Source organism: Pseudomonas allokribbensis, assembly GCF_014863605.1.
Classification (GTDB): domain Bacteria; phylum Pseudomonadota; class Gammaproteobacteria; order Pseudomonadales; family Pseudomonadaceae; genus Aquipseudomonas; species Aquipseudomonas allokribbensis.
In genome coordinates this window covers 2,418,136-2,437,290 of sequence record NZ_CP062252.1, presented here as the reverse complement: position 1 = coordinate 2,437,290, position 19,155 = coordinate 2,418,136, and the positions used below count along the sequence as shown (strand labels likewise).

Sequence of the window (19,155 nt, the reverse complement as noted above, 5' to 3'; positions counted from 1 at the left end):
CGGCGAGACACTCCAACCATTCGGCTAGCCAGCCGCCCGACAAACAATAAAAGAGGTGCATATGGCAGGTTTCGACAAGCGCGTGTATTCCTACGAGGAAGCCATGGCAGGCCTTGAAGACGGCATGACCGTGATCGCCGGCGGCTTCGGCCTGTGCGGCATTCCGGAAAACCTGATCGCCGAGATCAAGCGCAAAGGCACCCGCGACCTCACCGTCGTCTCCAACAACTGCGGCGTTGATGGTTTCGGCCTCGGCGTGCTGCTGACCGATCGCCAGATCAGAAAAGTGGTCGCCTCCTACGTGGGCGAAAACAAACTGTTCGAAGAGCAACTGCTCAAAGGCGACATCGAAGTCGTCCTGACCCCGCAAGGCACCCTCGCCGAAAAAATGCGCGCAGGCGGTGCCGGCATCCCTGCGTTTTTCACCGCCACCGGCGTCGGCACCCCGGTCGCCGAAGGCAAGGAAGTGCGTGAATTCCACGGTCGCAAGTACCTGATGGAAGAGTCCATCACCGGCGACTTCGCCATCGTCAAAGGCTGGAAAGCCGACCACTTCGGCAACGTCATCTACCGCCACACCGCCCAGAACTTCAACCCGCTGGCCGCCACCGCCGGCAAGATCACCGTGGTCGAAGTCGAAGAAATCGTCGAACCCGGCGAACTGGATCCGGCACACATCCACACGCCCGGCATCTACGTCGACCGGGTCATTTGCGGCACGTTCGAAAAACGCATCGAACAACGCACCATCCGCAAATAATCCAGGCTGACGGAGAACAAGAACATGGCACTTACCCGCGAACAAATGGCTCAACGCGTCGCCCGCGAAATGCAGGACGGCTACTACGTGAACCTCGGCATCGGCATTCCGACCCTGGTCGCCAACTACATCCCCGAAGGCATGGAAGTCATGCTGCAATCGGAAAACGGCCTGCTCGGCATGGGCCCTTTCCCGACGGAAGACACCATCGACGCCGATATGATCAACGCCGGCAAACAGACTGTGACCGCGCGCATCGGCGCTTCGATCTTCAACTCTGCCGAGTCCTTCGCGATGATCCGTGGCGGTCATGTCGACCTGACCGTGCTCGGCGCCTTCGAAGTGGACGTGCAAGGCAACATCGCCTCGTGGATGATCCCCGGCAAACTGGTCAAGGGCATGGGCGGCGCGATGGACCTGGTGGCTGGCGCCGACAACATCATCGTCATCATGACCCACGCGTCCAAGGACGGTGAGTCCAAGCTGCTGAGCCAGTGCAGCCTGCCGCTGACCGGTGCCGGTTGCATCAAGCGTGTGCTGACCGACCTTGCCTACCTGGAAATCGAAAATGGCGCTTTTGTCCTCAAGGAACGCGCACCTGGCGTCAGCGTCGAGGAAATCGTCGCCAAAACCGCTGGTAAACTGATCGTCCAGGGTCACATACCGGAAATGCAGTTCGCTGCCGAGTGAGGAATTCGAAAATGCAAGACGTCGTCATTGTTGCCGCCACGCGTACCGCGATCGGCAGTTTCCAGGGTTCGCTGGCCACCGTTTCCGCCGTGGATCTGGGCGCAGCGGTCATCCGCCAGTTGCTTGAGCAGACCGGTCTGGACGGCGCCCAGGTCGATGAAGTGATCATGGGCCAGGTGCTGACCGCCGGCGCCGGCCAGAACCCGGCGCGCCAGTCGGCGATCAAGGCCGGCCTGCCCCACGCCGTACCCGCCATGACCCTGAACAAGGTCTGCGGTTCGGGCCTCAAGGCCCTGCACCTCGGCGCCCAGGCGATTCGTTGCGGCGACGCTGACGTGATCATCGCCGGCGGCCAGGAAAACATGAGCCTGGCCAACTATGTGATGCCGGGCGCACGCACCGGTCTGCGCATGGGTCACGCGCAAATCGTCGACACCATGATCAGCGATGGCCTGTGGGACGCGTTCAACGACTACCACATGGGCATCACCGCCGAGAATCTGGTCGAGAAGTACGAGATCAGCCGCGAGCAGCAGGACGCCTTCGCTGCCGCTTCGCAGCAGAAAGCCGCTGCCGCCATCGAGGCCGGTCGTTTTGTCGATGAAATCACCCCGATCCTGATCCCGCAGCGTAAAGGCGATCCGGTGGCGTTCAAGGTCGACGAGCAGCCGCGCGGCGACACCACCGCAGAATCCCTGGCCAAACTGCGCCCAGCCTTCAAGAAGGACGGCAGCGTCACCGCCGGCAACGCTTCGTCGCTGAACGACGGCGCCGCTGCGGTCATTCTGATGAGCGCCGAAAAAGCCAAGGCCCTGGGCCTGCCGGTACTGGCGAAAATCGCCGCCTACGCCAACGCCGGCGTTGACCCGGCGATCATGGGCATCGGCCCGGTGTCGGCCACCCGCCGCTGCCTGGACAAGGCCGGCTGGAGCATCGGCCAGCTGGATCTGATCGAAGCCAACGAAGCCTTCGCCGCGCAATCCCTGGCGGTGGCCAAGGATCTGCAATGGGATCTGGACAAGGTCAACGTCAACGGCGGCGCCATCGCCCTCGGTCACCCGATCGGTGCGTCGGGCTGCCGTGTGCTGGTGACCCTGCTGCACGAAATGATCAAGCGTGATGCGAAAAAGGGTCTGGCGACCCTGTGCATCGGCGGCGGTCAAGGCGTGGCCCTGGCGCTGGAACGCGCTTAAACGCAAAAGAGGTTCAACAGCGGGCGGCGGATCCACGACATCCACCTCCCGCTGGCAACAAGCCCGGTGCGACTCACGTCGCACCGGGTATTTTTTTGCCCGACCGTCAGGCGAACTTCACCAGATTCAGTACCGGCAACGGCCCGCCCGGGAACTGCACCAGCCGCGCGCCCACGCTCAACTCGCCCAGGTCGATCCCGAAGAAGCCGAGCTGATCAATCAGCGCGCCGACTTCAGCCTTGGCCTGCGCATCATCTCCGGACAGGAACAACACGCGCTTGCCACCCTCCGACGCCGGGTCCGCTTCCAGCAAACGCGCCAGCAGATGGTTGAACGCCTTGACCACCCGTGCCCCCGACACCCATTCAGCGAAGACTTCGCTGGACGGCCGCCCCTGCAAATCCACCGGTTTGAACGACGGCGCTTCAATCGAGTTGTTGGCGTCGATGACGATCCGACCGCCGAAGTCCGGCAACCCGGCCAGCGCTGTCGGCAGTTTCGACCAGTTCACTGCGACCAGCACGATGTCCTGGGCAGCGGCTTCTTCACGGGTAACGGCACGGGCGGTCGGGCCGAGTTCCGCGACCAGTCCGGACAAGGTCTCCGGCCCGCGACTGTTGGCGATGACCAACGGGATGCCCTGACGCGACAAGGCTTTGGCAAACGCTGAACCGATGGCGCCAGCGCCGATGATTCCGATAGTGCTCATGGTGTTCTCCAGAAAGTGGGGTAAGACTCGAAACCAATCTTGCGCTTGCCATTCCTGCTTGATTAGTCGGTAATGCCTTGAATGATCTTCAAGCATTGCTATCAGGTCGAAACCATGGAAACCCTCGCCAATCTTGAATCCTTCGTCCGCAGCGCCGAGACCGGCAGTTTCTCTGCTGCTGCGCGGTTGCTGGCGCTGACCCCGGCGGCGGTCAGCCGCAACGTGGCGATTCTTGAACGCAACCTTGGCGTGCGGCTGTTTCAGCGCTCGACCCGCAAGCTGTCGCTGACCGAGGCCGGTGAAGGTTTTCTGGCGAGCATCGGCGGCAACCTCGATGCCTTGCAGGCCGCGATTGCGACGGTGGCGACCGAGCGCGGCGAGCCGGCGGGTGTGCTCAAGATCAGCCTGCCGCCGACGTTCGGCATCGATCACATGCTGCCGCTGCTGCCGGAGTTTCTGGCGCGCTATCCGTTGATTCGCCCGGAATGGCACTTCGAAAATCGCCAAGTGGATTTGATTGCCGAGGGTTATGACGTGGCGATTGGCGGCGGATTCGAGCTGACGCCCGGCGTGGTTTCCCGGCGACTGGCCTCCGCTGAAATATTGGCAGTGGCCTCACCGGCCTATCTGGCCGGACGCACCCTGCCCCGGCATCCGACAGACCTCGCCGACCACCAGGGCATCGTCATGCGCGGCCTGCGCACCGGGCGCATCCGCCAATGGCAAATGCACAACGACGCTGGCGAACAGACCAGCGCTCTGCTGAATCCAAACATCGTGCTCAACGATCCGATGGCCATGCGCAAGGCTGCGTTGCTGGGACTCGGCGTGACGATGCTGGTGTTGCCCGATGTCAGCGTGCAGATAGAACGCGGTGAACTGGTACGGCTGTTGCCGGACTGGCAGTGCGATGCCGGGGCGATTTCGCTGTACTATCCGAGCCGCACCTTGATGCCGGCCAAGACCCGGGTGTTCATTGACTTTGTGGTGGATGCCTTCGGCCGTTAGGCGGCCAGCTGCAGAATCAGCCAGGCATTGGCGCCGCTGATCACCACAAACAATCCCCACGCCAGAACCCGGGTCGGCAAGCGATTCACAAACGGCCCCATCAGCTGTTTGTCGTTAGTCATGCGAATCAATGGATACAGCGCAAACGGCAGTTGCAGGCTCAACACCACTTGGCTCAGCACCAGCAACTTGCCCACCGCGCCATCGCCCATCAGCCACACGCCGATGAACGCCGGAATCAGCGCCAGCCCACGGGTAATGAGGCGCCGCTGCCAGCAGGGAATCCGCAGGTTCAGGTAGCCTTCCATGATCACTTGCCCGGCGATGGTGCCGGTGAAGGTCGAACTCTGCCCCGACGCCAGCAGCGCCACGCCGAACAGCACGCTGGCCAGCGCGCCGCCCACCAGCGGATCGAGCAAGTGGTAGGCGTCCTGGATGTCCACCACGTCGGAATGCCCGGTTTGATGAAAGGCTGCCGCCGCGAGAATCAGGATCGCCGCGTTGACCAGCAACGCCAGCGCCAATGAACCGATGGTGTCGATGCGCGCCAGATTCACCGCGTCCTGCTTGCTCGCCAGGTCCTGGCCGATCAGCCGCGTCTGCACGATCGAGGTGTGCAGGTACAAGTTGTGCGGCATTACCGTCGCACCAAGGATGCCGATGGCCAGGTACAGCGGCGCCGCATCGCTGATGGCCGACAACGACGGTTTGAAGCCCTGGGCGACGTCCGGCCAGTACGGTTTGATCAACAACAATTCAACGAAGAAACACACGCCGATGGTGCCCACCAGCACCAGCATGATCGCTTCCAGCCGCCGGAAACCGCGATTTTGCAGGGCCAGCACGAGCAACGTATCGAATGCGGTCAGGGCGATGCCGAACGTCAGTGAACAACCCAGCAGCAGGTGGAACGCCAGCGCGCAGCCAAGTACTTCCGCAAGGTCGGTGGCAATGATCGAGATTTCCGCCAGCACCCATTGCAGCCGCGCTGTCGGGGTGCTGTAGCGCTCGCGGGAGAGTTGCGCCAAGTCGCGCCCGGTGGCGATGCCCAGCCGCGAACACAGGCATTGCACGACCATGCCCGCCAGACTCGCCAGCAACACCACAAACAACAGGCTGTAACCGAAGCGCGAACCGGCCTCGATGGCGGTGGCCCAGTTGCCCGGATCCATGTAGCCGATCGACACCAGCAAACCCGGGCCGGCAAAGCGCAGTACGCGTTTGAAGAATGAGGCATTCGGATCCACCGGGACACTGCCGGCCACTTCCGGCGGGCAGAACGGCGCGGTGGCGATTTTAGGCAAGCTGAATTTCACGCACACATCCAGAAACAAGTCGAAAGGCGCAGCTTAGACGTTTCAGTCGGCGTGCCCAAGAGCAGACGTGCTGCGCTCAGGGTTTGGCAGTGCCGAGCAATTGCTGACGCAACTCGGGACTGCGTGTGCGGGGATCAAGCCAGATGTCGAAAAACGCCCGGGCGAACAGCGGATCGTCGATCTCGTGCTGCAACTGTTGGCCGACAAAGAACCGCGCACCCTGCCCCGGCAAGTACACCCCGGTAATCCGCGTGCCGGCCTGAACGTCGACGAACGATTGCTGCATCTGGGCCTGCCACAGCGCCAGTTGCGCAGGACTGATGGAGGATCCGGCCAGGCGCTTGATCTCATCGACGCTGGCCTTCACCAGATCTTCGCGAGACACATTGCGCCGGTAGATCAATTCCAGGGCGAAGGGCTGACCGTCGGCCAACGGACGCGCAGCACTCCACAGCCGGGCGTTATAAATGTCGAAACCGAACACGCTGAAATCGCCGGTGCCAATGATCTGCGCGCCGGGCACCGCGTCCTGCCAACTGGCCCAGGTCGGCGTCAGCAACAGTGCCCACAAACCGATTCCGCAGCATCCACGCAACACCTTCGGTGTTCTGCTCATCGCGGCATCGACTCCGGTAAACCCTGATAGTCAGAGCATAGTTGGCTATCCCGCCCAGCACTTTGTATACATATTTTGCATACATATGCAGCAATCCATTAACGACAATGCTAACGTGGCCCTCATTGACCCGATGGAGACACCTGCGTGCTGATCCTCAAACTGCTGCTGATTCCCGGTTTCTGCTGCTGATTTCCCTGGCCGGCAAGCGTTGGGGGCCCAGTGTGGCCGGGTGGCTGTCAGGGTTGCCGGTGGTGGTCGGGCCGATTCTGTTCTTCCTCGCCATCGAGCAAGGGCCGGCGTTTGCCGCGCAATCGGCGGTCGCGGCGTTGTCGGCCATGTTTGCGATGATCGCGTTTTGCGTCACTTATGCGCAGGTGGCGCAGCGGGCGAACTGGCCGTTGGCGCTGGTTGTGTCTTTGTCGGTCTGGGCCGTGCTGGCGGTAATCCTGTCGCTGATTCCGGCGTCGCTACCGTTCTCGGTGGCTGCGGCTGCAGCCGCCCTTCTTGCTGCGCCGTACCTGTTTCCCAAGGTTCAACCGGTGGTCATTGGGCCGGCACCGAAGTCGGACAAACTGATCTGGCGGATGATTGCCGGCGCGGCATTGACGCTGGTAGTGACGATGCTGGCCAGCACGGTCGGCGAGCGTTGGAGCGGATTGCTCGCGGTATTTCCGGTGCTGGGCAGCGTGATGGCGGTGTTTTCCCAGCAGACGCGCGGCCCGGCGTTTACCGCTGCGTTGTTGCGAGCGACGGCGACGGGGATGTATTCGTTTTCGGCGTTTTGTCTGGTGTTGGCGCTGACAGTCCCACGTCTGGGCTTCGGCGGCTTCGTGGTGGCGGTGGCCGTTTCAGTGGCGATGCTCGGGGTCACCCGGCAGTTGCTGGCCAAACCGGCGCCTGCGCCGTCGACGAACTGAACCCGCCCGGACAAACCGCTCTGGAGTGCCGGGCATGCTCCGTGGGATGATCGCCGCCCAAGCGCGACCATCCCTCGGAGATTCGAATGTCATTGCTTAGCAAGAAAGCCGTCGTCCTGTTGCTGGCGGCGGTGGCCGGTTTCGGCGCCCTCAATGCTCAGGCAGCCAAGGCCAAAGAGAAGGCTGTCACCGAGAAAGTCTCGATGCTCGAAGGCAAGCTCCGTTTTGTCCTGCCCAAAGGCTTTGTCGGCGACCCGCTGCCGGCCGGCCCGACCGGTGCCAAGGGCACGATGTTCACCAACGACGCGACCAAGACGGTGGTCATCACCGCCGAAAACCAGATTCCCGAAGGCAACAACGTCAAGGATAACGACAGCGCGTTCCTCGACGGCACCGTGTCCGATTTCATCGAAGCCCAGCGCAAGGCGCTGCCGGACTTCAACAAACTCAGCGAAAAGAGCCTGACACAGAAAGGCAACGGCCTGGGCCTGCGCCAAGTCGACAGCACCGCGACCCAAGGTGGCGGCCAGACCCTCAATACCACGCTGATCGCGGGCTCCGGCACGCACATGGCGCTGGTCCAGGTGATTTCCCGGGCCAGCGACAAGAGCGGTCACGATGCGCTGGTAAAAACCATCCTCAGCGAAAAATGATCCTCAAGGGTTGAGTTGCTGCAACCAGTCGTTCAAGTCCCGAAGCTCGGCCGCGCTGATGCTGTGGCCGACGCCGGGATAGGCATGGAACGCCGGTTTGTAATCCAGCTTTTCCAGCAGCTCTTTGGCTGCGGTGGCGCCACTGTAAGGCACCCGGTCATCCGCCGTGCCGTGGCCGATGAAGATTTCCAGCGGCGGATGTTGTTGCTCTGACGTCAGCTCACTCTTGAGCACCGGCAACACTCGCCCGCTCAACGCGGCGATGCCACCGACCACCGCTGGCTGCCGCAGCCCCACCTCATACGTCATCATCGCGCCCTGGCTGAAACCGATCAGGTACACCTTGTCCGGTCGGGCGTGATATTTCTGCGCGGCTGCGCCGATAAAGGCTCGCAGCTTCTGGCTGGCGATCTTCAGATCATCGGTCTCGCCGTTGTAGGCACCGTCACCTTTCTTGCGAAACCACTGGAAACGCCCTTCCCCCAACGCCATCGGCGCCTGCACCGACAGGTAGTTGTACTGCTTGGGCAGCTGAAATTTCATGCCGATCAGATCGGCTTCGTTACTGCCGTAGCCATGCAGGAAAAGCACCAGCGGACGCTGTTCGGCATCCGGGTGAACCTGGGCCAGGTAGTTGAGCGGCAGATCGGTTTGCAGCGAGGTTTGAGCATGGACAGCGCTGGACGCCAGGAGGGTCAACAGAGCAAACACCTTCAACATAAGCCTTCCTTCACACAGTGCAGGGTTCGGGGCAGAGCCTAACACTGTGATCCGGAAGATGGGGTCGTCAGTCGTTGATCAGCTTGCCCGCCCGAATCGGCTCGCGCCCCGCCACTTTCGCCTGCCAGGTACCCGGCTGGGTGTAGCGTCCACGGTCGATGGCAAACAGCACGCCGCTGGTGCCGGCACGCACGGCGGTCACGCGATCTTTCAACGGATCGACCACTTCGAACAACGCATCACCGCGCTCGACCCATTCACCGGCATTGCGCAGGAAACTCACCACGCCATGGTGCGGGGCGAACAGGTATTCGGTGCCTTCGAACGGCATGCCTTCGCAGCATTCGTCTGGCGCCTTCGGCCATTCGCCGCTGATGAAGCCCTGTTCGGCGAGGAACCCAGAATCGCTTCGCAATTGGCCTGGGCCTGATCGACGCGGGTGTCGCCCATGCTGCCCAGTTCCAGGGTGGTGGCGAGGTTGGCCGGCGGGATCGCCGCCGCCGGGAACATCCGCGCCAGGCGCAACCACGGCGTGGAGCACGATTCATCGAACGAACTGCCGCCGGAGTCTTCACACAACAGCGCCACGCCAGCCTTCAGACGTGCAGCGAGGGATTGCCATTGCGGCCAGTGTTGCGGCAGCGCGTAAATGTGGATCGCGGCGTCGAAATCGCAATGCAGGTCCAGCGTGACATCGGCATCGCACGCGTGGCGCAGCAGCAGACGGTGCAACGCTTCCAGTTGCGAGGCCGGGGCCGGCAGCTCGTCGAGTACCTGGCCCATGGTCTGGCGGATCAGTGCGATGTTGGCCAGGGCATCGCTGCCCAACTGATCGCCGATGCGTTCGGCCACCGGGGCGCTGAGTTCGACGAAGGAGCGGTTGAAATTCTTGCCGCTCGCCAGTTCGAAGCGGCCCATGTGACTGCCTTGCAGGTGCTGATCGAGGCCGATGGGGTTGGCCACCGGCACCAGTTCGATCACGCCCTGTAGACGGCCCTGTTGTTCCAGCTCGTTCAGGCGTTGCTTGAGCTCCCACGCGGTGCGCATGCCCGGCAGTTCATCAGCGTGCAGGCTGGCCTGGATGTAGACCTTGCGCGGGCCGGTGCCGTAACGGAACACGCTGAGGGAGCGTTCGCTGCCCAAGTGGCTCCAGGGCAGTACATGATCGATGCGTTGCATGGGGAACTCCGGAAATTCTGTAGTCGCTGCTGCACAGTGACTGCATTGAAAATGTGCTGACAGGATAAATCACAGGCGAAAAAAAAGTGGCCGCCGCGTCAACGGGGCCACTTTTTTCTACGGCGTATTAATGGCCGTACACATCAAAGTCGAAGTACTTGTCCTGCACTTGCTTGTACTTGCCGTTGGCGCGAATTTCGTTGATGGCGGTGTTGAATTTCTCCGCCAGCTCGGTATCGCCTTTACGCACCGCAATACCGGCGCCGCCGCCGAAGTATTTGGCGTCTTCGTAGGTCGGGCCGACGAATTCGAAGCCTTTGCCGGCGTCGGTTTTCAGGAAGCCGTCGCTCAGGTTGACCGAGTCGGCCAGCATCGCGTCGATACGACCGGACACCATGTCCAGGTTAGCTTCTTGCTGCGAGCCGTAACGCACCAGTTCGATCCCGGCCGGCACCAGCACTTCGGTGGCGTAGCGGTCGTGGGTACTGGCACGCAGCACGCCGACTTTCTTGCCTTTGAGCTCGGTCAGCGGATCTTTCACGCCGGAGCCTGCCTTCATCACGAAGCGCGCCGGAGTGTGGTAGTACTTGATGGTGAAATCGACGTTTTTCTTGCGATCGTCAGTGATGGTCATCGAGGACAGGATCGCGTCGATCTTCTTCACTTTCAGCGCCGGGATCAGGCCGTCGAACTCTTGCTCGACCCAGGTGCATTTGACTTTCATCTGCTCACACAGCGCATCGCCGATGTCCACGTCGAAACCGGCCAGTTTGCCGTCAGGGGTTTTCATCGAGAATGGCGGGTAACCGGCTTCGATACCGATACGGATCGGTTTGGCGTCTTCGGCCACGGCGGTCAGGGACAACATCGACAGTGCCAGGGCACCGAACATAACCAGCTTTTTCATTTATTACTCCCGTGTGCGGAGGCTTTTATTGGCAGCTTTCGATTGTCAGGTTCGGCCTTGGGCTGTGTAGCGCAAAGAAACCGAAGTGGCCGGCAGTCTATGGCGGTGCGCACGGGGCAAATTGTGTTTAAGCGACAAATACTTATAGAAAATCGGCGAGTGCCATCACGTGGGAAAAGTGTGCGCCAGAGCGGTGCAAGGGTTGTAGGACAAAGCCGATAAAAGTTGCCGCCGAGGGCGGCAACTCACTGAATATCAGCAATCACAGGCAATCGGATGGGTCGCCGCTCGCGGTGCCGCGACACTCAATTCGAAGCCTTCATCGAGCCAGCCGGTGACCCCGCCGATCATCTCCTTGACCGGATAACCCAGCGCCGCCAGTTTCACCGCTGCCTTGTTGGCGCCGTTGCAGTGAGGACCGGCGCAATACACCACGAACAGCGTGGATGTCGGGTAATCCGCCAGCCTTTCGGCTGTCAGCAAACGCCCCGGAATATTGATCGCCCCCGGTACGTGGCCGCGCTCGAAGGCCAGCGGCCCGCGCACGTCCACCAGCACGAAATCGATCTCGCCGGCTTCCTGGCTGCTGAAGACGTCGGAACAATCGGTTTCGAAGGTCAGACGGTTGCTGAAGTGCATCAGGGCAATCGCCGACGGGGCGGCAGGAATTTCGCGAACCAGGCTGGGCATGTTGAATCACTCCTTTGTCTGTGTGGGTTGAACAGACTTTATCGAGCCGCCGCTTGCCGCTACAGTGGCGCACAAGACACTCACCGGGAACTTTCCGCCAAATGCCTGATTCACCTGGATTGGTCGCGATCCTGGCCTACGACGGCCTCTGTACGTTCGAGTTCGGCATCGCCGTGGAGATCTTCGGCCTGGCCCGGCCGGAATTCGATTTCCCGTGGTACGCGCACTGCATCGCGGCGGTCGATCAGGGCCCGATGCGTGCCATGGGCGGGATTCAGGTGCTGGCCGATGGTGGTCTGGAATTGTTGGCGGATGCGCGCACCATCATCATTCCCGGCTGGCGCGACCGCAGTGCGCCGGTGCCCGAGGCATTGCTCGAAGCATTGCGTGATGCGCACTCACGCGGCGCTCGGTTGCTGTCGATCTGCTCGGGTGTCTTTGTGCTGGCAGCCAGCGGATTGCTCGACGGGCATGGCGCGACCACCCACTGGCGCTACACCTCGGAGCTGGCCGAGCGCTTCCCGGCCATTGATGTCGACCCGGATGTGCTTTACGTCGATTCCGGCCAATTGATTACTTCGGCTGGCAGCGCGGCCGGGATCGACGCCTGCCTGCATCTGGTGGCGCGGGACTTCGGCACTCAGGTGGCCAATTCGGTAGCGCGACGGCTGGTGATGTCGCCGCAACGCACCGGCGGTCAGGCGCAATTCATTCCCACCCCGGTCAGCCCGACCCCGCGCAGCGATCTGTCGCGCGTGATGCAGTGGGCCCGCGAACGCCTGCACGAACCGCTGGAAGTGCGTGATCTGGCCAGCGAAGCGGCGATGAGCGAACGCACCTTCCTGCGCAAATTTACCGAAGCCAGCGGCCAGTCACCCAAGGCCTGGCTGCAACACGAGCGCCTGGCCCGAGCTCGGGAGTTGCTGGAAAGCACGCCGCAGAACACCGAGCAGATCGCACTGCGTTGTGGTTATCGTTCGGTGGAAAGCTTTCGTGTGGCGTTTCGCAGCGTGGTCGGGGTGCCGCCATCGGTGTATCGCGAGCGATTTGGTCGTGAGGTCAAGGCTTGCGTAACAGATAAGTGTCCATGATCCAGCCATGCTCGGCCCGCGCAGCCTTGCGCACCCGCTCGATTTCATCCGCGACATCCTTGAGCCGGCCGCTGATGAGGATTTCGTCCGGCGTGCCGAGGTAGGCGCCCCAGTAAATCTCTGTCTCCTGATCCGCCACCCGATGGTAGGAATCTTCCGCGTCGAGCATTACTACCAGGCTGTCGGTATCACTCACCTGCCCCGCCGCCAGGCGTCGGCCGGTGGTGATTTCAATCGAGTGGCCGATGGTGTTCAGCGGTACCCTGTGCTGCGCCGCCAGGGCCTGAACGCTGGTGATGCCCGGGATCACGTCGAATTCAAATGTGCATCGCCCCGAAGCCAGAATCGCCTGGAGAATGCGAAGGGTGCTGTCGTACAACGCCGGATCGCCCCATACCAGAAAACCGCCGCACTGCCCGTCAGCCAATTCGTCATTGATCAGGCGCTCGAAGGTTTGCTGCTTGGCGCGGTTCAGATCATCGACGCTGGCGCTGTAGTCCACATCGCCGCGCTCGCGCTCCGGGCTGTGGGCTTCGGCGAAACGATACGTACGATCTGTGATGTAGCGTTCGCAGATTTCGCGACGCAGGTCGATCAGCTTGTCCTTGCTCTGGCCCTTGTCCATGAGGAAAAACACGTCCACCTGATTCAGCGCCTTCACCGCCTGCATCGTGATGTAGTCGGGGTTGCCGGCGCCAATGCCGATGACCAGCAATCGCTTCATGTACGGTCTCCTTCAAGGTCGATGCCGGACAAGCGTAGCCGCCAGCGCCCGAAGAAACTCAACTCGACCACCGCCAGCGGCTCGACATCGATGCTATGGAAAGCCTGGCCCTGCATGACCTGCATCAGCGCCGCACGCATGATGAACGGATGCGTGACGGCCACTACATGACCCGGCGTGGTTTGCAGGGTCGCCAGCCATGCGGCCACTCGCTCGCCGAGTTGCACCACCGACTCCCCGCCATGGGGCGCGGCGCCGGGATCTTCGAGCCAGGCTTGCAGGGCTTCCGGTTCATCTCGCTGCAGGTCTTTGATCGACTGCCCCTGCCAACGGCCCCAGTCGCAATCGCGCAGTGCTTCATCCACCTGGGCATCGTGACCGAACCATGCGGCAGTCTGACGCGTGCGCAATTCCGGGCCACAGATCAAACGGCGCGGCCTCTCGAACCGAGCGGCCAGCGAGTCAGACGCAACAGCGCTTTCTTCAACAGCTTCGTTCGTAGGAAAACGCGCCAATTTTTGTGCGACGGTTCTGGCGTGACACATCAAGGTCAAACGGGTGGCTTGCACAATGAGTCACTCGGTCAGAAGGTAAAAAACACCCGGCAACGTGCCGACAGGACGGCAATTGTGCCGTAAACCGGGCGGTTCCGGGGAAGCCCTTCAATCGCCCTGTCAAAACAAAGCGGCAATGTCTGACACAACAATGGGCAATGGACTACAAGATCGATCGATAGACGTGTAGCCCTTGTTACACGGGCATCTCGCCCCATTTTGGGGCTGAAATAATTGCCTGGAAAATTCACTAGACATGTAGCGTGAGTTACATAAATACTGTTTTAACGGATTGTGAAGCGAATCCAACACCCCATCCAGCAGGAGCCCGGATGCCCCCTCTCAGAGACCTGATTACTGATCCCGGCCTGGACCTTACGCCATCAGAGCGCAAAGTCGTCCGGGCCTTGCTCGATCAGTACCCGCGCAACGGGCTCGGCCCGATGGCGCGTCTGGCCGAACACGCCGGCGTCAGCGATCCGACCATCGTGCGCCTGGTAAAAAAACTCGGTTTTGGCGGTTACGCCGAATTCCAGGACGCCCTCCTCAGCGACATGGACCATCGCCTGCGCTCGCCGCGCACGCTGTTGCAACCGCGTTCGAACCTGAATCAGGACGATGCCTGGAGCCACTATCTGGCCCACAGCCACAACCTGCTGGCTGAAACCCAGGCCCTGACCCAACCCGAAGACGTGCGGATTCTCGCGCAGTGGCTGCTCGACACGCGCCATCAGGTCTACTGCTTCGGCGGGCGTTTCAGCAGCCTGATGGCCACCTACCTGCTCAATCATTTGCGTCTGCTGCGCCCCGGTTGCTTTGCGCTGGAGGACAACGCGCAACTGCCGGATCGTCTGTTCGACCTGCAGCGCCAGGACGTGGTGCTGGTGTTCGACTATCGCCGCTACCAGACCCAGGCCCTGCGCGTGGCCACTGCCGCGAAGAACAACAACGCTCGCGTCGTGCTGTTCACCGACATTTATGCCTCGCCGCTGCGCGAGCTGGCCGACATGATCATCAGCGCCCCGGTGGAGTCGGCATCGCCGTTCGACACCATGGTCCCGGCGCTGGCCCAGGTTGAAGCGTTGATCGCTTGCCTGACCCTGCGCAGCCCGGACCTGGCCGATCGCCTGGAAGGCATCGATGCCCTGCGCAACGACTTCGACACCCACCTGCTGGAGGATAAATAAGGATGTTCAGCCTTCCCCACCGCTCGCCGCGGGACCTGCCGTTTGTCACCGACCACACTGCGCTGTTGCTGGTGGACATGCAGCGTGCCTGGCTTGAGCCGCAGTTCGACCCGCACCTCGAAGGCCCGGACGCCGCCTACTTCCTCAACCGCACGCGCTCGCAAGTGGTGCCGAATCAGGTGCGCCTGCTCAACGCCTTCCGCGACGCACGGCAGAACGTGCTGCACACCCTGATCGAAAGCCTCACCGCCGACGGCCGCGACCGCTCGCTGGACCACAAACTGTCGGACATGCACCTGCCCAAGGGCAGCCCGCAAGCACAGGTCATCGCCGAACTGACCCCGGCGGAAAACGAAATCGTGCTGCCGAAGACTTCTTCCGGTGTCTTCAACTCGACCAACATCGACTACGTGCTGCGCAACCTCGAAACCCGGCACCTGATCATCGCCGGCATCGTCACCGACCAGTGCGTGGACATGGCCGTGCGCGACGCCGCCGACCGGGGTTATCTGGTGACACTGGTGGCGGACGCCTGCGCGACCTACACCGAAGCACGCCACGACGCGTGCCTGAACGCGATCAAGGGCTACTGCTGGATCACCGACACCGACACCGTACTCGGCCGGTTGCAGGAGATGCAGCCATGAGCGAACGCCTGTCGCCGTTGCCGATGACCACCATCGTCACTACCGACCTGATCGGCATCACCCGTGGCCGCTCGTTTCCCAGCGATGAGCTGGAACACTATCAAGCGGCCGGTTGCGGCTGGGTGCCGGCCAACAGCGCGTTGACGCCGCAGGACATCATCGCGTCGAGCAATCCGTGGGGCGCCTATGGCGATCTGCGGTTGATTCCCGATCTGGCCAGCCGCGTCACCGTCGGCAACGGCCCGGACACCGCCGCCCCGGCGCTGGATTTCATCCACGGCGACATCCGCGAAACCGACGGCCGCCCGTGGGGCGCCTGCCCGCGCACGCTGCTGCGCGATGAAATCGAGCGGTATCGCGACCAGCTCGGCTTGCAGGTCAATGCCGCGTTCGAACACGAATTCAATCTGCACGCAGGGTTTGCCGAACACCTGGCCTTCTCTCTCGAAGCACAACGCCAGGGCGCCGAGTTCGGCGGCTGGCTGCTCAGCGCGTTGCGCGCCGGCGGCGTCGAGCCGGAAATGTTCCTGCCCGAATACGGCAAGCATCAATACGAAATCACCTGCCGCCCGACCTTCGGCGTGGCGGCGGCGGATCGCGCGGTGAACGTACGCGAGATCACCCGTGAAATCGCCCGGCAGATGGGCCTGGACCTGAGCTTCGCACCGAAGACCGCTGCTGAAGCGGTGTGCAACGGCGTGCACCTGCATGTCAGCCTGCTCGATCTGGCCGGTCAGCCGATGCTGTACGACGCCGGCACCAGCAATGGCTTGTCGACCCTCGGCCAGCACTGGGCGGCGGGCGTGCTGCATTACTTGCCGGCGCTGTGTGCGTTCACCGCACCGACGCCGGTGTCGTATGAACGTTTGCAGCCGCACCACTGGAGCGCGTCCTACGCCTGCCTCGGGCAACAGAACCGCGAAGCGGCGCTGCGCATCTGCCCGACCGTGAGCCTGGGCAACAAACCCGTGGCAAAGCAGTACAACCTGGAATTCCGCGCCATGGACGCCACCGCTTCGCCGCACCTGGCGATGGCTGCGCTGCTGATCGCCGGACGCCTGGGCATCGAACAGCGTCTGGCGCTGAACGCGATCACCGATGAAATCCCCGATTCACTCAACGACGAACAACGCGAGGCGCGGGGCATCGTTGCCCTGCCTGCCTCTTTGGCTCAGGCACTGGAATGCCTGCGTCGCAGCGAAGCGCTGATGGCAGCGCTGCCGGCACCGTTGCTCGACACGTATTTCGCCCTTAAAACCGAGGAACTGGCGCTGACGGAACAGCTCTCGCCCGCTGACCTGTGTGAGCACTATGCACGCCTGTACTGAATCCGCCGAGCTTGGGTTGTACACCCGACCGGTCTACAACCTGATCCGCGAAAACTCGTCGCATCCACTGATCCTGGTGTGCGAGCACGCCAGCCGTTACATCCCCGACGCCCTGAACAATCTGGGCCTGGATGACACGGCTGCGCGTGAACACATTGCCTGGGACATCGGTGCGCTGGAGCTGGCCGAGCAACTGTCGGAAAAGATCGGCGCCACGCTCCTGAGCGCCAATTATTCGCGACTGTTGATCGACCTCAACCGGCCCCGACATGCCCCGGACAGCATTCCGGCGCAGAGCGAGATCTATCAGGTGCCGGGCAATCGCGAGCTCGATGAAGCCACCCGCGAACACCGTCGCCAGTGCCTGTTCAAGCCGTTTCACACCCGGTTGCAACAACTGATCGACGAGCGCCTGGCCGATGGCCGGCCAGTGCGGGTGGTGGGGATTCACAGTTTCACCCCGGTGTACTACGGCCAGCCACGGGAACTGGAAGTCGGCGTGCTGTTCGGTCAGTCCAAGGCATACGCCCAGCGCCTGCTCGACGGTCTCGACCGACATCCGCTGAAAGTCGCCGGCAACCAGCCGTACAAGATCGACCCGCTGGGCGACATGACCGTGCCGGTGCACGGCGATGCCCGTGGTCTGGAGTCGGTCTTGATCGAAGTGCGCAACGACCTGCTGCGCAGCCCGGAAGCGGTTTCCCGCTGGGCAAATTATCTGGCACCCCTGCTGTAAAGATTGTTGTAACCACTGCTGACGCTGTAAACGACGGACCGATATAACAACTAAAACGACCGATTGGCTGACAAGGAGTTGCGCTTCATGGAAATAGAAGAGTTCGGCTACAAACAGGAGTTGAAACGTAGCCTGACACTGACCGACCTGGTGGTGTACGGGATGATCTTCATGATCCCCATCGCCCCGTTTGGCGTGTATGGCTACGTCAACGCGGAGGCACCGGGGATGGTGCCTTTGGCATACATCATCGGCATGGTGGCGATGGTCTTCACCGCGCTGAGCTACGGCAGCATGGCCCGGGCCTTTCCGATTGCCGGCTCGGTGTATTCCTACGCACAACGAGGTCTGAATCAACACGTCGGTTTCATCGCCGGCTGGCTGATGCTGCTCGACTATCTGCTGATTCCGCCGCTGCTCTACGTCTACGCGGTGATGGCGCTCAACCATTTGTACCCGGACATTCCGAAGGTCGGCTTCATCCTGGCGTTCCTGGTCAGCGCCACGTTCGTCAACCTGCGCGGCATCACTTTCACCGCCCGCATGAACATCGTGTTCCTGCTGGCACAACTGGTTGTGCTGGGGATTTTCCTGTTCTACGCCTGGAACGCCCTGCACAACGGTGGCGGCAACGGCCAGTTGACCCTGGCGCCGCTGTATCACCCGGAAACCTTCAACTTCGCCCTGCTGATGCAAGCGGTGTCGATTGCGGTGCTGTCATTCCTCGGTTTCGATGCGATCTCCACGCTCGCCGAAGAGATCAAGGGCGATCCGGGCCGCAGCGTCGGAAAAGCAGCGTTGATCACCCTGGTGGTGATGGGCGCGATTTTCGTCGTACAGACCTGGATCGCCACCGACCTGGCCGCCGGCATGGGCTTCAAGTCTGCCGACACCGCGTTCTATGAAATCGCCGAAATTGCCGCCGGCAGCTGGCTCGCCACCCTGACCGGCGTGGCCACGGCCCTGGCCTGGGGCGTGGCGGTGGCGATCACTTCGCAAGCGGCGGTCTCGCGCCTGCTGTTCGGCATGGCCCGCGACGGCAAGCTGCCGAAAGTGCTGGCCAAGGTGCACCCGAAACACAACACGCCGTACCTGAGCATCTATCTGGTGGCCGTGCTGTCGCTGGTGATCTGCTACCTGTTCATCAACTCGGTGGACACCCTGACCTCGCTGGTCAACTTCGGCGCCTTGAGCGGCTTCATGCTGCTGCACCTGACCGTGATCAATTACTACTGGCGCCGGCAGAAGTCCGGCCAAGTGATCCGTCACCTGATCTGCCCGGTGATCGGCTTCATCATCGTCGCGGCCATCATGTACAACATGGGCGTCGATGCACAGAAACTCGGCCTGATCTGGATCGCCCTGGGTCTGGTGTACCTGTTCTTCCTGAACAAGCTCGGCGCCAGTACCGCGCTGCCTGACCCGAGCAATGGCTGACAAGAAAAAGAGCGGCGTCTGACAACAAATCAGGCGTCCGCCGCTTTAACGCGTGGAAACCGACAGTGATAGTCAGGTTCGGCGAATGGG

General features: G+C 62.0%; 19 protein-coding genes and 2 pseudogenes. 12 read left to right on the top strand and 9 right to left on the bottom strand.

The window, feature by feature from the left end:
- The first annotated feature begins 61 nt into the window (after positions 1-61).
- From IF199_RS11215 to IF199_RS11205, 3 genes are read left to right on the top strand one after another with little or no spacing between them, the layout of a single operon-like run.
- On the top strand, positions 62-760 hold the full coding sequence (locus tag IF199_RS11215; RefSeq protein WP_085698663.1) for a CoA transferase subunit A: 699 nt from the start codon (positions 62-64) through the stop codon (positions 758-760).
- 24 nt (positions 761-784) lie between these two features.
- On the top strand, positions 785-1,450 hold the full coding sequence (locus IF199_RS11210) for a CoA transferase subunit B (RefSeq protein ID WP_192560398.1): 666 nt from the start codon (positions 785-787) through the stop codon (positions 1,448-1,450).
- Between the two features lie 11 nt (positions 1,451-1,461).
- Positions 1,462-2,643 carry an acetyl-CoA C-acetyltransferase gene (locus tag IF199_RS11205; RefSeq protein ID WP_007956270.1) on the top strand — a complete coding sequence of 394 codons (1,182 nt, stop codon included), beginning with the start codon at positions 1,462-1,464 and terminating at the stop codon, positions 2,641-2,643.
- A gap of 106 nt (positions 2,644-2,749) precedes the next feature.
- Here IF199_RS11205 and IF199_RS11200 read toward each other — a convergent pair whose 3' ends face one another.
- On the bottom strand, positions 2,750-3,448 hold the full coding sequence (locus IF199_RS11200) for an NADPH-dependent F420 reductase (RefSeq protein WP_192560397.1): 699 nt from the start codon (positions 3,446-3,448) through the stop codon (positions 2,750-2,752).
- Between the two features lie 18 nt (positions 3,449-3,466).
- Here IF199_RS11200 and IF199_RS11195 point away from each other — a divergent pair, with 18 nt between their 5' ends.
- Complete coding sequence (locus IF199_RS11195) at positions 3,467-4,360, top strand: LysR family transcriptional regulator (RefSeq protein WP_192560936.1); 894 nt, start codon at positions 3,467-3,469, stop codon at positions 4,358-4,360.
- On the opposite strand, the gene IF199_RS11190 is transcribed toward IF199_RS11195, so the two are convergent.
- Positions 4,357-5,676 carry an Nramp family divalent metal transporter gene (locus tag IF199_RS11190; RefSeq protein ID WP_192560396.1) on the bottom strand — a complete coding sequence of 440 codons (1,320 nt, stop codon included), beginning with the start codon at positions 5,674-5,676 and terminating at the stop codon, positions 4,357-4,359. The two genes, IF199_RS11195 and IF199_RS11190, sit on opposite strands and share 4 nt — an antisense overlap.
- Positions 5,677-5,752: 76 nt before the next feature.
- Positions 5,753-6,292, bottom strand: a complete 540-nt coding sequence (locus IF199_RS11185) for a chalcone isomerase family protein (RefSeq protein WP_096822894.1) — start codon at positions 6,290-6,292, stop codon at positions 5,753-5,755.
- 147 nt (positions 6,293-6,439) lie between these two features.
- Here IF199_RS11185 and IF199_RS11180 point away from each other — a divergent pair.
- Together IF199_RS11180 and IF199_RS11175 are read left to right on the top strand one after the other, a co-directional pair.
- Positions 6,440-7,212: pseudogene (locus tag IF199_RS11180) on the top strand (hypothetical protein).
- Between the two features lie 86 nt (positions 7,213-7,298).
- A complete protein-coding gene (locus IF199_RS11175) occupies positions 7,299-7,865 on the top strand; it encodes a DcrB/PsbP domain-containing protein (RefSeq protein WP_096822896.1) in 567 nt (188 codons plus the stop codon).
- Between the two features lie 3 nt (positions 7,866-7,868).
- Here IF199_RS11175 and IF199_RS11170 read toward each other — a convergent pair whose 3' ends face one another.
- The 4 genes and pseudogenes from IF199_RS11170 to IF199_RS11155 all read right to left on the bottom strand — a co-directional run bounded on the left by IF199_RS11170 (position 7,869) and on the right by IF199_RS11155 (position 11,361).
- Positions 7,869-8,585 carry an alpha/beta hydrolase gene (locus IF199_RS11170; RefSeq protein WP_192560395.1) on the bottom strand — a complete coding sequence of 239 codons (717 nt, stop codon included), beginning with the start codon at positions 8,583-8,585 and terminating at the stop codon, positions 7,869-7,871.
- 67 nt (positions 8,586-8,652) lie between these two features.
- Positions 8,653-9,764: pseudogene (locus IF199_RS11165) on the bottom strand (succinylglutamate desuccinylase/aspartoacylase family protein).
- 127 nt (positions 9,765-9,891) lie between these two features.
- Positions 9,892-10,671, bottom strand: coding sequence for an ABC transporter substrate-binding protein (locus tag IF199_RS11160; protein ID WP_011333505.1), 780 nt, complete (start codon positions 10,669-10,671; stop codon positions 9,892-9,894).
- A 255-nt stretch (positions 10,672-10,926) separates the two neighbouring features.
- Complete coding sequence (locus tag IF199_RS11155) at positions 10,927-11,361, bottom strand: rhodanese-like domain-containing protein (protein ID WP_096822899.1); 435 nt, start codon at positions 11,359-11,361, stop codon at positions 10,927-10,929.
- A gap of 101 nt (positions 11,362-11,462) precedes the next feature.
- Here IF199_RS11155 and ftrA point away from each other — a divergent pair, with 101 nt between their 5' ends.
- Positions 11,463-12,452 (top strand): transcriptional regulator FtrA, encoded by a 990-nt coding sequence (ftrA, locus tag IF199_RS11150; protein WP_192560394.1) that lies wholly within the window; start codon positions 11,463-11,465, stop codon positions 12,450-12,452.
- Here the strand turns inward: ftrA and cobF are convergent.
- Both cobF and IF199_RS11140 read right to left on the bottom strand, forming a co-directional pair.
- Entirely contained in the window at positions 12,421-13,176 is a 756-nt protein-coding gene (gene cobF, locus IF199_RS11145; protein WP_192560393.1) for a precorrin-6A synthase (deacetylating), read from the bottom strand. The two genes, ftrA and cobF, sit on opposite strands and share 32 nt — an antisense overlap.
- Positions 13,173-13,745: a histidine phosphatase family protein gene (locus tag IF199_RS11140; protein ID WP_192560392.1), complete on the bottom strand. Its 573-nt coding sequence runs from the start codon at positions 13,743-13,745 to the stop codon at positions 13,173-13,175. Before IF199_RS11140 ends, cobF begins: the two co-directional genes overlap by 4 nt.
- A gap of 317 nt (positions 13,746-14,062) precedes the next feature.
- Between IF199_RS11140 and IF199_RS11135 the strand changes: the two genes are divergently transcribed.
- The 5 genes from IF199_RS11135 (at position 14,063) to IF199_RS11115 (ending at position 19,065) form a co-directional block, all read left to right on the top strand.
- Positions 14,063-14,917 (top strand): MurR/RpiR family transcriptional regulator, encoded by an 855-nt coding sequence (locus tag IF199_RS11135; protein WP_096822903.1) that lies wholly within the window; start codon positions 14,063-14,065, stop codon positions 14,915-14,917.
- A gap of 2 nt (positions 14,918-14,919) precedes the next feature.
- Complete coding sequence (locus tag IF199_RS11130) at positions 14,920-15,564, top strand: cysteine hydrolase family protein (protein WP_007956245.1); 645 nt, start codon at positions 14,920-14,922, stop codon at positions 15,562-15,564.
- On the top strand, positions 15,561-16,892 hold the full coding sequence (locus IF199_RS11125) for a type I glutamate--ammonia ligase (RefSeq protein ID WP_192560391.1): 1,332 nt from the start codon (positions 15,561-15,563) through the stop codon (positions 16,890-16,892). Before IF199_RS11130 ends, IF199_RS11125 begins: the two co-directional genes overlap by 4 nt.
- The gene (locus IF199_RS11120) at positions 16,876-17,628 is read left to right on the top strand and encodes an N-formylglutamate amidohydrolase (protein WP_192560390.1); all 753 of its coding nucleotides are present in this window, start codon (positions 16,876-16,878) and stop codon (positions 17,626-17,628) included. Before IF199_RS11125 ends, IF199_RS11120 begins: the two co-directional genes overlap by 17 nt.
- Positions 17,629-17,715: 87 nt before the next feature.
- Positions 17,716-19,065 (top strand): APC family permease, encoded by a 1,350-nt coding sequence (locus IF199_RS11115; protein ID WP_192560389.1) that lies wholly within the window; start codon positions 17,716-17,718, stop codon positions 19,063-19,065.
- Positions 19,066-19,155: the final 90 nt, after the last annotated feature.